General features: G+C 73.8%; 12 protein-coding genes and 1 riboswitch. Of the genes, 9 read left to right on the top strand and 3 right to left on the bottom strand.

Annotated elements, in window-relative coordinates; translation table 11 throughout:
* Positions 1 to 2: 2 nt before the first annotated feature.
* Positions 3 to 113, bottom strand: a riboswitch (TPP riboswitch).
* A gap of 108 nt (positions 114 to 221) precedes the next feature.
* From serS to BLW04_RS19200, 3 genes are read left to right on the top strand one after another with little or no spacing between them, the layout of a single operon-like run.
* Positions 222 to 1,526 (top strand): serine--tRNA ligase, encoded by a 1,305-nt coding sequence (serS, locus tag BLW04_RS19210; protein WP_091545969.1) that lies wholly within the window; start codon positions 222 to 224, stop codon positions 1,524 to 1,526.
* Positions 1,523 to 2,482 (top strand): HAD family hydrolase, encoded by a 960-nt coding sequence (locus tag BLW04_RS19205; protein WP_091545900.1) that lies wholly within the window; start codon positions 1,523 to 1,525, stop codon positions 2,480 to 2,482. The genes serS and BLW04_RS19205 overlap by 4 nt, the downstream gene beginning before the upstream one ends.
* Positions 2,475 to 3,287: an HAD family hydrolase gene (locus BLW04_RS19200; RefSeq protein WP_091545966.1), complete on the top strand. Its 813-nt coding sequence runs from the start codon at positions 2,475 to 2,477 to the stop codon at positions 3,285 to 3,287. The genes BLW04_RS19205 and BLW04_RS19200 overlap by 8 nt, the downstream gene beginning before the upstream one ends.
* 19 nt (positions 3,288 to 3,306) lie before the next feature.
* Here the strand turns inward: BLW04_RS19200 and BLW04_RS19195 are convergent, their stop codons facing one another.
* Complete coding sequence (locus BLW04_RS19195; protein ID WP_091545897.1) at positions 3,307 to 4,761, bottom strand: GAF domain-containing protein; 1,455 nt, start codon at positions 4,759 to 4,761, stop codon at positions 3,307 to 3,309.
* A 209-nt stretch (positions 4,762 to 4,970) separates the two neighbouring features.
* Positions 4,971 to 5,378: a GlcG/HbpS family heme-binding protein gene (locus BLW04_RS19190; RefSeq protein ID WP_091545893.1), complete on the bottom strand. Its 408-nt coding sequence runs from the start codon at positions 5,376 to 5,378 to the stop codon at positions 4,971 to 4,973.
* A 178-nt stretch (positions 5,379 to 5,556) separates the two neighbouring features.
* On the opposite strand from BLW04_RS19190, the gene BLW04_RS19185 reads away from it, so the two are divergent.
* From BLW04_RS19185 to BLW04_RS19165, 5 genes are read left to right on the top strand one after another with little or no spacing between them, the layout of a single operon-like run.
* The gene (locus tag BLW04_RS19185) at positions 5,557 to 6,030 is read left to right on the top strand and encodes a diol dehydratase small subunit (protein ID WP_091545890.1); all 474 of its coding nucleotides are present in this window, start codon (positions 5,557 to 5,559) and stop codon (positions 6,028 to 6,030) included.
* A 13-nt stretch (positions 6,031 to 6,043) separates the two neighbouring features.
* Positions 6,044 to 7,756, top strand: coding sequence for a propanediol/glycerol family dehydratase large subunit (locus BLW04_RS19180; RefSeq protein ID WP_091545888.1), 1,713 nt, complete (start codon positions 6,044 to 6,046; stop codon positions 7,754 to 7,756).
* Positions 7,757 to 7,759: 3 nt separating this feature from the next.
* Complete coding sequence (locus BLW04_RS19175; protein WP_091545884.1) at positions 7,760 to 8,359, top strand: propanediol/glycerol family dehydratase medium subunit; 600 nt, start codon at positions 7,760 to 7,762, stop codon at positions 8,357 to 8,359.
* Between the two features lies 1 nt (position 8,360).
* Entirely contained in the window at positions 8,361 to 10,256 is a 1,896-nt protein-coding gene (locus tag BLW04_RS19170) for a diol dehydratase reactivase subunit alpha (RefSeq protein ID WP_139306916.1), read from the top strand.
* Positions 10,253 to 10,600, top strand: a complete 348-nt coding sequence (locus BLW04_RS19165) for a glycerol dehydratase reactivase beta/small subunit family protein (RefSeq protein ID WP_091545881.1) — start codon at positions 10,253 to 10,255, stop codon at positions 10,598 to 10,600. Before BLW04_RS19170 ends, BLW04_RS19165 begins: the two co-directional genes overlap by 4 nt.
* A gap of 122 nt (positions 10,601 to 10,722) precedes the next feature.
* Here BLW04_RS19165 and BLW04_RS19160 read toward each other — a convergent pair whose 3' ends face one another.
* A complete protein-coding gene (locus BLW04_RS19160) occupies positions 10,723 to 11,274 on the bottom strand; it encodes a bacterial proteasome activator family protein (RefSeq protein WP_091545878.1) in 552 nt (183 codons plus the stop codon).
* Positions 11,275 to 11,428: 154 nt separating this feature from the next.
* Between BLW04_RS19160 and BLW04_RS26935 the strand changes: the two genes are divergently transcribed.
* Positions 11,429 to 11,703 (top strand): transposase (locus BLW04_RS26935; RefSeq protein WP_175484083.1); only part of this gene is annotated, 275 nt, incomplete at its 3' end.

The following is an 11,703-nucleotide window of genomic DNA, read 5'->3' as shown; positions in this document are numbered from 1 at the left end:
GACGACGAACATCTGGAGTCCCTTCGCCGGCATTACCCGGACAGGTTCAGTCGGTCGGCGGCCAGACAGCCGCCCTCTCAGCCCGGTCTCGCCGAGCTCCCGTGATGCGGGGCGAGCCTAGCTGGCGGGCAGCACGGGATGCGCAGGGGGATCGGCGAGGCCGGGCGTGCGGTCCGGGCCTGCGGGGCCGGGGCGTGCGCCCGGCCACCTACGATCGACCCGTGATCGACCTGCGACTCGTGCGTGAGCACCCCGACACCGTCCGTGCCAGCCAGAGGGCCCGTGGTGCCGATGAGTCCCTGGTCGACGCCCTGCTCGAGGCCGATGCCCAGCGCCGCGCCGCGGTCAAGGCCGCCGACGACCTGCGCGGCGAGCAGAAGGCGGCCTCCCTGGCCGTCCGCGGGGCCAGCCCCGAGGAGCGCCCCGCGGTGCTGGAGCGGGCCAAGGCGCTGTCCGCCGCGGTCAAGGACGCCGAGGACGTCGAGCGCGCCGCCGACGCCGCGCTCAGGGCGCTGCACCTGCGCATCCCCAACGTCGTCCACCCCGACGTGCCGCCCGGCGGTGAGGACGACGCGGTCACCCTGCGCACCGTCGGCGAGGTGCCCAGCTACGACTTCCCGGTCCGCGACCACCTGGAGATCGGCGAGGCCCTCGGGGCGATCGACATGGAGCGCGGCGCGAAGGTCTCCGGCGCCCGCTTCTACTTCCTCACCGGCCCGGGCGCGCTGCTGGAGTTCGCGCTGGCGCAGCTGGCCATCAGCCGCGCCGTCGCCGCCGGCTTCATCCCGGTGGTCGCCCCGGCGCTGGTGCGCCCCGAGGCGATGGAGGGCACCGGCTTCCTCGGCGAGCACGACGAGGAGGTCTACCGCATCGAGCGCGACGACCTGTACCTGGTGGGGACCTCGGAGGTCGCGCTGGCCGGCATGCACATGAACGAGGTGCTCGACCTGTCGGCCGGTCCGCGGCGCTACGCCGGCTGGTCCTCCTGTTTCCGCCGCGAGGCCGGCTCGTACGGCAAGGACACCCGCGGCATCATCCGCGTGCACTGGTTCGACAAGGTCGAGATGTTCAGCTTCTGCCCGCCGGAGGAGGCCGCGGCCGAGCACCGCCGGCTGCTGCAGTGGGAGGAGGAGTTCCTCCAGGCGCTCGAGCTGCCCTACCGGGTGGTCGACATCGCCGCCGGCGACCTGGGCACCAGCGCCGCGCGCAAGTTCGACATCGAGGCCTGGTTCCCGAGCCAGGGCACCTACCGCGAGCTCACCAGCACTTCGGACTGCACCACCTTCCAGTCCCGCCGGCTGGCCATCCGTTCCCGTGACGCCGACGGCCGCCCGCAGCCGGTGGCCACGCTGAACGGCACGCTGTGCGCGATCGCCCGCACCATCGCCTGCCTGCTCGAGGTGCACCAGCAGGCCGACGGCTCGGTGCACGTCCCGGCGGCGCTGCGGCCGTGGCTGGGCGGGCATGCGGTTCTCACGCCCGGGATGAGCCTCGTGGCGGTGCCCGCCGGCGCGCCCGTCGCATGACGGCCCACCTCCCGGCCCGGGCGGCCAACGCGCTCACCGCACCACATGTGGCGAACGGCTCGGAGGACGTCGTCGACCTCGCCGGGCTGCCGGCGCAGCTGGCCGGCTGGCGCCCGAAGCTGGTGGCCAGCGACCTCGACGGCACGCTGCTCACCTCCACCGGCGAGGTCACCGCCCGTACCCGCGCGGCGCTGACCGCCTGTTGGGACGCCGGCATCCCGGTCGTCGGGGTGACCGGGCGGGGTCCGCGACTGCTGGAGAGCGTGCGCGGGGCGCTCGCCGGGCGTGGGATCGCCGTGCTGGCCCAGGGTGGTTACGTCGTCCGGTTCGGCACCGACGGTGACCGGGACGAGGTGCTGCGCACGGTGGGCATGCCCCGCGACGTCGCGAAGAGCGTTATCGCGGCGATCGAGGACGTCACCGGCGAGCTGATCGTGGCCGTGGAGGACGCCGCCGAGCAGGCCGAGGCCCTCGAACCGCTCCGGGTGCAGCACGGGTTCGACTGGCCCTACCCCGAGCCCGCCCACCTGCTGCCCCGGCACGAGGTGCTGCCGGTCGGTGCGGTGCTCAAGGTCTTCCTCCGGTCGGCCTCCCTGGGCCAGGACGAGCTGCTCGCCCGGGCGCGGCAGGTCGTGGACCCCGCCGTCGCCGAGCTGACCCACGCCGGGCTCGGTTTCATCGAAGTCCTGCCGCCGGGGGTGACCAAGGCCAGTGGCCTGGAGGTGGTGCTGGCCGGCTACGGGATCGGGCTCGGCGACGTCCTGGTCTTCGGCGACATGCCCAACGACCTGCCGATGATCGACGCCGTCACCGCAGCCGGCGGCCGGGCGGTCGCCGTCACCAACGCCCACCCCGCGGTGCGCGCGGCGGCGGGCGGACTCACCAGCGGGCACGACGCGGACGGCGTTGCCCGCTACCTGGAGGCTCTGTTCCTGGACGGTGGGCCCCGTGTCTGACTGGCGTCCGCGGCTTATCGCCAGCGACATGGACGGCACGCTGCTGCGCAGCGACGAGACGATCAGCGAGCAGACCCGCGCCGAGCTCGGCCGCTGGCGGGACGCCGGCGTCCCGCTCGTGCTGGCCACCGGCCGCCCACCGCGCTGGATGCTCGGCATCCGCGAGGTGCTCGGCTCCGGGACGGCCATCTGCTGCAACGGGGCCGTACTGCTGGACCTGGAGCCGTTCACGGTGCTCGACGAGCACGGCATCTCCCCGGAGGTGCTGCAGGAGGTGACCGCCGAACTGCGGCGCCGGGAGCCCACCGTCTGGTTCGCCGTCGAGTACGGCGACCAGTTCCGGCACGAGCCGGTGTACCGCCCGCGCTGGGACGTCGACGTCCCCGGTGTCGCGGTGGCGACGCTGGAGGAGATGGTGGCGCAGCCGGCCGCCAAGCTGCTGGCCCGGCACGAGTCGATGCCGCGGGACGTGTTCGTGACGCTGGTCGAGGAGGTCGTGGCCGACCGGGCGACGGTCACCAACTCCTCCTCCGACGCCCTCGCGGAGATCTCCGCCCTCGGGGTCACCAAGGCCAGCGGGCTGGCCCGGGTGGCCGCTGACCTGGGTGTGGAGCCGGGGGAGGTCGTCTACTTCGGCGACATGCCCAACGACGTGGCCGCCTTCGACTGGGTGCGCGAGGGCGGTGGCCGGGCGGTCGCCATGGCGCACGCCCACCCCGAGGTGCTGGCCGCGGCGACCGACGGCACCGGCACCAACGACGCCGACGGCGTCGCCGCGTTCCTGGCCGGTCTGCCCCGGGACTGAGCCGCTCCCGCCCTGGCGCTCAGTCGGCCTGCAGCCGTGATCGCCGGAAGGCGACCCTGCCCAGCCGGGGATCACCCGGCGGGAGGGACTCGACCAGCCGGTCGTGGGCCTCGAGGTCGTTGCGGCCCAGCGGGTGCCCGGCGAACGCCTCGAGGAGGTCGAGGTCGCCGGCGGCCAGCACGGCGCGGCGCAGCCCGGCCACCAGCTCGTCGCGCAGCTCCCGGACCGCCGGCGCGTCCGACCGCGGCAGCAGTGCCCCCGAGCAGGCGTGCAGGGCGGCGTCGACCCTCCCCGCCTCCAGGGCCCGGTGCACCAGGGCGAAGTCGCTGTCGACGGTGGGCACGAGCCGGTAGGGCCGGGTGCGCAACGAGTCCGGGCCGATCAGCGCGCGCAGCCGGCGGATCTCACCGCGGACCGTGGTCTGATTGCCGGCGTCGCCGTAGACGAGGAAGGCGAGCTGCTCACCGGTGAGCCCCTCGGGGTGCAACGCCAGCAGCGCGAGGACCTCCGCCAGGCGCAGCGTCAGCGGGATCGACCGGCCGTCGACGACCGCGCTCGGCACCCCGTCGCCCATCAGCCGCAGCGCGAGCGGCCTGGCGGCGCTCCGGCCCCCGGCCGTGGCCGTCGGTGTGACGGCGCGCAGCAGGTGCGCCCCACCGAGCGGCTCGACCAGCACCTCGCGTCCGTTGACCCGCAGGACCCGGTCCACTCCCTCGCCGAGGTCGACCCGGTCGGGCCACCAGCCGTAGGGCTGCCCGGCCAGGACACGGCCGCCCGGGGTCACCAGCGCGCCCGCGGCGCCGCCGAGGGCGGCCAGCTGCGGCAGGAGGCGCATCCGCAGCCGATCGTCGGCGACCGCCAGCCGCGCGCGCAGCTCGCTCTCGGCGAGCCGCGCCGTGGCAGACACGAGCTGCAGGAGCGCCGGGTGCACGGTGTGCAGCGGCCCGCTGATGTCCACGGCGCCGAGGATGGCGCCGGTATCCGGGTCGTGGACCGGGGCGGCCACGCAGGTCCAGGGGTGGTACGTGCGGACCAGGTGCTCGGCGGAGTGGATCTGGACCGGCCCGTCCACGGCGAGCGCGGTGCCCATCGCGTTGGTCCCGATGGCGGTCTCGCTCCACCGCGTGCCGGGGAACAGCCCGACCCCGTCGGCGTGGGAGAGCAGGGTGGCGGGACCGTCCCGCCACAGGATGTGGCCCTCGGCGTCGGTCACCAGCATGACATGCATCGCTTCGTCGGCGATGCTCGCCAGGGTGCTGCGCAGCACCGGCAGGCACTCGCTGAGCGGGTGGGCCGCCCGGATGTCGGCCACCTGGTCGGCCGCGTAGACGACCGGCGGGGTACGGCGTTCGGGGTCGACGTGCGCGGCAAGGCTGCGCTGCCACGACGCGGACACGACCGGCCGGGGCGTGGAAAGGCCCGGCCGGTCGCTGAGCACCGCGTCGAAGACCTCGGCGAGCGCTCGTGCGTGCACTGCGGGATCGCCCTGGGCCGCGCCCGGGCAGCGGCTTCCGTGCCGTGCACGCTCTCGTGACACATCGCACCCCCGGGCGGCTCCGCCGCGCAACGCCGCCTCTGCCCGGCATCCTGTGCCAGGAGCGGGCCCCGGGCAAGCCGGTCGGCCGCCCTGTGGACAGGCGTGCCGGGCAGGCGGCCGTAGCGGTGCCGGCCGCCGCCGCCCGGTCAGCTGTCGAGCGCTGCGGCGGCCGCGGTCGCGACCGTGACGTCCTGCTCCACCGAGCCGGCGCTCACCCCGACGGCGCCGACGGTCGCACCGCCGCGCACCGGCGGGATGCCACCACCGAAGGTCACCATCCCGCCGGCGGTCGCCCCGAGCCCGTAGAGCTCGGCGCCCGGCTGGACCAGGTCGGTGAGGTCGGCGGTCGGCAGGTCCATCAGGATCGAGGTGACCGCCTTCCGCGTCGAGATGTCGATGCTCGCCTTGATCGCGCCGTCCATCCGACCGAAGGCGACCAGGTGCCCGCCGTCGTCGACGACAGCGATGTTCGTCGGCTGTCCGATCTCCTCGGCTCTCGCGCTCCCGGCGTCCAGGACGCGGCGGGCCTGCTCATGGGTCAGTGAGGCGCTCATGGCCGCAGCCGACCCTGCACCGGCCGCGCGGGACAACCCCCTCCCGACGATCCGCACGACGGACGCCGCCGAGCCGGGCACCTCGCTCCGGCAGCGGCGGGCGGGACGCAACGAACATGCAACGTGACGCGTGTCACGGTGGCGGCTCCGACACGTCGACGACCGAGGAGGACGCCGGATGGGCACCTCGCCGACCACCGCGCCGACCACCGCGCCGACCACCGAGCTGACCAGCGCCGATTACCCGCTGTCGATCAACCGGCCCGAGCTGCTGCGCACCCCGACGGGCAAGTCGATCACGGCGCTGACCATGGACGCGGTCGTGTCCGGGGAGCTGTCCGCCGAGGACCTGCGGATCACCCCCGAGACCCTCCAGCTGCAGGCCCAGCTCGCCGATGCCAGCGGCCGTCCCCAACTCGCCGGCAACTTCCGCCGGGCGGCCGAGATGACCGCGATCCCCGATGCCGAGGTGCTGGCGATGTACAACGCGCTGCGGCCCCGGGCCTCGACGGGGGCAGGGCTCGCCGAGCTGGCCGACCGGCTGGAGAGCGCCTACTCGGCGCCTGTCTGCGCGGCCCTGGTCCGCGAGGCCGCTGAGGTGTACCAGCGACGCGACCTGCTCGCCCGCCCCGCTGCCGACTCTGACCACTGAGAGGCCCTCGCACATGACCAGCACCGCGCCCCGACAGTCCACCGGGCACCGGCAGTCGCTGCGGACCGAGATCCTCGAGGCCCGCCCCGTCAACCTCGACGGGTTCGTCGAGGAGTGGCCCGAGAAGGGTCTCGTCGCCATGGAGAGCGCCTTCGACCCGGCACCCAGCGTGCGGGTGGCGGGTGGCCAGATCGTCGAACTCGACGGCAAGCTCCGCGACGACTTCGACTTCATGGACACCTTCATCGCCAACCACGCGATCGACGTGGCCTCCGCCGAGGAGTCCAACGCCATCCCCTCCGCCGAGATCGCGCGCATGCTGATCAACCCGAGCGTCTCCCGGAACGCGGTCCTGGCGGTGACCCGGGGGCTCACCCCGGCCAAGGTCCTCGACGTGGTCAAGCTGATGAACGTCGTGGAGATCATGCAGGGCATGCAGAAGATGCGCGCCCGGCGGACCCCGGCGAACCAGGGGCACTCCACCAGCGCGCGGGACAACCCGATCCAGGTCGCCGCCGACGCCGCCGAGGGCGCCCTGCGCGGGTTCGCCGAGCTGGAGACGACGCTGGGCGTGCTGCGGTACGCACCTCTCGTGGCCATCGCGCTGCAGGTGGGCGGCCAGGTCGGCCGGGGTGGCGTGCTCACCCAGTGCGCGCTGGAGGAGGCCACCGAGCTCGAGCTGGGCATGCGCGGCATCACGGCGTACGCCGAGACCATCTCGATCTACGGCACGGAGTCGGTGTTCATCGACGGGGATGACACCCCGTGGTCCAAGGCGTTCCTGGCCGCGGCCTACGCCTCGCGCGGGATCAAGATGCGCTTCACCTCGGGCACCGGGTCGGAGGTGCAGATGGGCAACGCCGAGGGCAAGTCCATGCTCTACCTCGAGATCCGCTGCGTCCTGATGGCCAAGGGAGCCGGGGTCCAGGGGCTGCAGAACGGCTCGATCAGCTGCATCGGTGTGCCCGGCGCGGTGCCGGGCGGACTGCGCGCCGTGGCCGCGGAGAACCTGGTGGCCAGCATGGTCGACCTGGAGTGCGCGTCGGGCAACGACCAGTCGTTCTCGCACTCGGCGATGCGCCGCACCGCGCGGGCCATGCCGCAGTTGCTGCCGGGCACCGACTTCGTCTGCTCCGGCTACTCGTCGGTCCCGAACGCGGACAACATGTTCGCCGGGTCGAACTTCGACACCGAGGACTTCGACGACTGGAACACCATCCAGCGCGACTTCCAGGTCGACGGGGGCCTCCGGCACGTCCGCGAGGACGAGATCCTGCAGGCCCGCGAGAAGGCGGCCCGCGCGCTGCAGGCGGTCTTCGCCCACCTGGACCTGCCGCCGATCACCGACGACGAGGTGGTGGCGGCCACCTACGCCAACTCCTCGAACGACTACCCGTTCCGCGACGTGCTCTCCGACCTGAAGGGGGCGCAGTCGGTCATGGACCGCGGGATCACCGGGCTGGACCTCGTCAAGGGTCTGGAGTCGTCCGGTTTCCACGACGTCGCCGAGAACCTGCTGACCGTGCTGCGCCAGCGGGTGTCGGGAGACCTGCTGCAGACCTCCGCCGTCCTCACCGCCGACTTCGTTCCGCTGTCGGCGATCAACGACCCCAACGACTACGCCGGTCCGGGCACGGGCTACCGGCTCGAGGGCGAGCGCTGGGAGCAGCTGAAGAAGCTGCGCCATGTCACGTCCTCGACGAACCCCGAGACCGAGGTGGGCTGAGCCATGACCACTCCTCCGGCCACGGCCGCACAGCCCGGACGCACGGTCAGCCTCCGGGAGATCGGTCCGGCCCGGCGCGGCACCCGCGAGGACGAGGTCGTCGTGGCCCTGTCCCCGGCGTTCGCCGGCCACTTCAGCAAGACCATCGTCGACGTCCCGCACGCCGAGGTGCTGCGCCAGCTGATGGCCGGAATCGAGGAGCAGGGAGTGACGGCCCGGCTGATCCGGGTCCGGGACACCGCGGACCTGGCGGCCATCTCGCACATCGGGGCGAAGCTGTCGGGGTCGGGCATCTCCGTGGGGATCCTGTCCCGCGGAACGACGATGATCCATCAGAAGGACCTCGCCCGGCTGAGCAACCTGGAGCTCTTCCCCCAGTCGCCGCTGCTGGACGCGGCGGTGTTCCGCATGATCGGCTCCAATGCCGCGCAGTACGCCAAGGGCGAGTCGCCGCAGCCGGTGCCCACCCGCAACGACCAGATGGCGCGCCCCCGCTGGCAGGCCAAGGCCGCGCTGCTCCATCTGAAGGAGTTCGAGTGCATCGAGGGCGACCGGGGGCCGGTGGAGGTCGAGGCAGTCTTCGGACCGGGCACCGCCGGCTGAGGTGAGCACGCGGGACGACGGCCCGCCGGGGACGCAGCTGGTCGTCGGCGTCGACATCGGCAACTCCACGACCGAGGCGTGTCTGGCCGAGATCGGCCCGGACGGGTCGATCTCCTACCTGGGCACCAACCTGACCCGGACCACCGGCGTCAAGGGCACGCCGGACAACACCGCGGGCGCGCTGTCCGCGATCCGGGGGGCCCTGGCCCGCGGCGGCCGGAGCGCCGGCGAGGTGCACAGGGTGCTGCTGAACGAGGCCACGCCGGTGATCAGCGGACTGGCCATGGAGACGATCACCGAGACCATCATCACCGAGTCGACGATGATCGGGCACAACCCGACGACCCCGGGCGGGGAGGGCCTCGGCGTCGGCACCACCAGGTCGATCGGCGAACTCGGTGAGCAGGAGCCCGGTCAGCCGGTGGTGTGCGTCGTGCCGCCCGGCTGGGACTTCGACGACGCCGCCGCAGCGATCAACGCCGCGGTCGGCAGCGGCGTGGAGGTGGTGGCCGCGATCCTGGCCGGCGACGACGCCGTCCTGGTCACCAACCGGCTGGTCCGGCCGGTTCCCGTGGTGGACGAGGTCGCCGCCGTGGAAAAGGTCCCGCTGGGCATGCTGGCCGCCGTCGAGGTGGCGGCGCCGGGCCGTACGATCAGGACCCTGTCGAACTCCTACGGCCTGGCCACCGTGTTCGGGCTGGACCCGGCCGAGACCCGGCAGGTCTCCCCGGTGGCCCGCGCGCTGACCGGCAACCGGTCGGCGGTGGTGGTCCGGACGCCGTCCGGGGACGTCACCGACCGGCGCATCCCGGTCGGCGAGCTGGTGCTGCGCGGCGCGGGCAAGACGCTGCGGGTGGACGTCGACGCCGGTGCGGAGGCGATCATGGACGCGGTCGCCCGGGCGCAACCGCTCGACGACGCCCACGGCGAGCCGGGGACCCACGTCGGCGGCATGCTCGCGCAGGTCCGCGACACCATGGCCGACGTCATGGACTCCCCCGGGCAGCCCGCCGTCCCGGTGTCCGACATCGCCATCCGCGACGTGCTGGCGGTGGACACGTTCGTGCCGGCGGAGGTGCGCGGCGGCCTGGCCGGGGAGGTGGCCCTGGAGAACGCCGTCGCCCTCGCGGCGATGGTGCGCACCAGCCGCAGCCGCATGCAACTGGTCGCCGACCTGGTGTCCGAGGGCCTGGGTGCCGAGGCCGCCATCGGCGGCATCGAGGGGGAGATGGCCGTCAACGGTGCGCTGACCACGCCGGGCGTCGACCGGCCGGTCGCGGTCCTCGACCTGGGTGGCGGCTCGACCGACGCCGCGCTGCTCACCCGCGAAGGCAAGTGCACGGCCGTGCACGTCGCCGGCGCCGGTGAACTGGTCACCAAGCTGATCGACTCCGAGCTCGCCCTGGGTGACCGGGAGGTCGCCGAGGGCGTCAAGTGGTTCCCGCTGGCGAAGGTCGAGAGCTTCTTCCACATCCGCCACGAGGACGGCACGGTGCAGTTCTTCGACGAGCCGCTGCCGCCGCACGTCTACGCGCGGGTCGTGGTGCTGACGCCCGAGGGTCCGGCGCCGGTGCCCACCCGGCACGGTCTGGACTCCGTCCGCCGGGTGCGCCGGGAGGCCAAGCGGCGGGTGTTCGTGGTCAACGCACTGCGGGCGCTGCGGCAGGTGGCACCGGCGGGCAACCTGCGGGCGCTGGAGTTCGTCGTCCTGCTCGGCGGCTCGGCGCTGGACTTCGAGATCCCGGACATGATCGCCGACGCGCTGGCCCCCCACGGGATCGTGTGCGGCACGGGCAACGTACTGGGCACCGAGGGACCCCGCAACGCGGTCGCCTCCGGCCTGGTCCGGGCGTACGCCGCCGCGCCGGTGCGGGCCGGGCAGGGCCCGACGAGGTGACCGGGTCGGCGGAACGCCCGGCGGTGCTGGTGTACCGGCACCCGGGGACCCCGCCGGCCGTGCTGCGCCAGGTGTGCGCGGGGGCGGAGGAGGAGGGCGTGCCGACCGAGGTGGTGGACGCCCCCGACGGCGGGGACGCCACCGCCCTCGCACACGCCGCTGCGCAGGCGTCCCGGCTGGACGTCGGGATCGGGCTCGACGCCTCGGGTGCGGCGGCCGTGCACCACGGCAAGCTGCCCGAGCGCGGCCCGGCGGCCACCACCGGCCTCGACGGCACCCCGGCGGACTGGCGGCGGGCCGGACGGACGGCGGCCCGGGTGGTCAAGGGCCTACCCCTGGGCTGAGGAGCCCGCCGGCTCAGCGGTACCGGCGGCCGTCCGCGCCGGACTGCCCGGTCAGGACGACGAGACGCTCACCGGTCCACCCGACCGGAGGACACCCCGCTGCCGGCCGCCCCGGGCGGCGGTCAGAGGTACTGACCGCCACCGGGGCGGATGTCCGCGCCGGGCTGCCCGTTCGACGAGCCGCTGGGCAGCGCCCGGCGGCGCATCTCCTCCAGCTGCGCCCGGGCGGCCATCTGCTGGGCGAACAGCGCGGTCTGGATGCCGTGGAAGACGCCCTCGAGCCAGCCGACCAGCTGCGCCTGGACGATCCGCAGCTCGGCGTCCGAGGGGGTCTCGCCCTCGCTGAACGGCAACGTGATCCGGTCCAGCTCGTCCCGCAGCTCGGGCGCCAGGCCCTCCTCCAGCTCCTTGATCGAGGCGGCGTGGATGTCGCGCAGCCGGTTACGGCTCGCGTCGTCCAGCGGCGCGGCCCGGACCTCCTCGAGCAGCTGCTTGATCATCGTGCCGATGCGCATGACCTTGGCCGGCTGCTCGACGAGGTCGCCGATCCCGGCGGCGCCGTCCTCGGAGCCCTCGCCGTCCGCGGGGAAGGGCATCGACCCGACCGGCTGCCCGTCGGGGCCCACGACGAGGACCTGCTGGGGGCGCTGCCCGCCTGTGCCTGGTGCAGTCATGCCCCCATCCTGCCCTCTGCCGCTGTGCTCGGCCGGGGGCGGGGCGGCCCGGCCCCGGCGCCCCTGCGGGAGCACGGGGACGGCTGGCAGCACAGCGCCGCTGACTAGAGCGTGTCTGCCAAAGATTGGCGGGTTGGTGGGCGACGCTGGACGAATGTTGCGTACCGACGAGATCCCGGACGAGTTGTGGGAGTTGATCCAGCCGGTGCTGCCTGCCGGCGGTCATCAGGGCCGGCCGTGGAATGACCACCGACTGACGCTCGAGGCGATCATCTGGCGGTACCGCACCGGGTCGCCGTGGCGTGACCTGCCCGATCACTTCGGGGCGTGGCAATCGGTGTGGGAACGCCACCGTCGCTGGTCTGACGACGGCACCTACGTGCGGATGTTCGCCGCGGTGCGCGCCGCAGCCCCTGAGCGCGATGAGCA

Source organism: Modestobacter sp. DSM 44400 (assembly GCF_900107175.1).
Classification (GTDB): Bacteria; Actinomycetota; Actinomycetes; order Mycobacteriales; family Geodermatophilaceae; genus Modestobacter.
Note: the sequence above shows the minus strand (reverse complement) of the source record. Positions and strands in the feature narration are given on the sequence as shown.

What these genes read in the sequence shown, in the direction of transcription:
- BLW04_RS19175 (WP_091545884.1), top strand. Translation starts at nt 7,760, where the DNA reads ATGACCACTCCTCCGGCCACGGCCGCACAGCCCGGACGCACGGTCAGC.
- BLW04_RS19180 (WP_091545888.1), top strand. Translation starts at nt 6,044, where the DNA reads ATGACCAGCACCGCGCCCCGACAGTCCACCGGGCACCGGCAGTCGCTG.
- BLW04_RS19205 (WP_091545900.1), top strand. Translation starts at nt 1,523, where the DNA reads ATGACGGCCCACCTCCCGGCCCGGGCGGCCAACGCGCTCACCGCACCA.
- BLW04_RS19160 (WP_091545878.1), bottom strand. Translation starts at nt 11,274, where the DNA reads ATGACTGCACCAGGCACAGGCGGGCAGCGCCCCCAGCAGGTCCTCGTC.
- BLW04_RS19185 (WP_091545890.1), top strand. Translation starts at nt 5,557, where the DNA reads ATGGGCACCTCGCCGACCACCGCGCCGACCACCGCGCCGACCACCGAG.
- BLW04_RS19190 (WP_091545893.1), bottom strand. Translation starts at nt 5,378, where the DNA reads ATGAGCGCCTCACTGACCCATGAGCAGGCCCGCCGCGTCCTGGACGCC.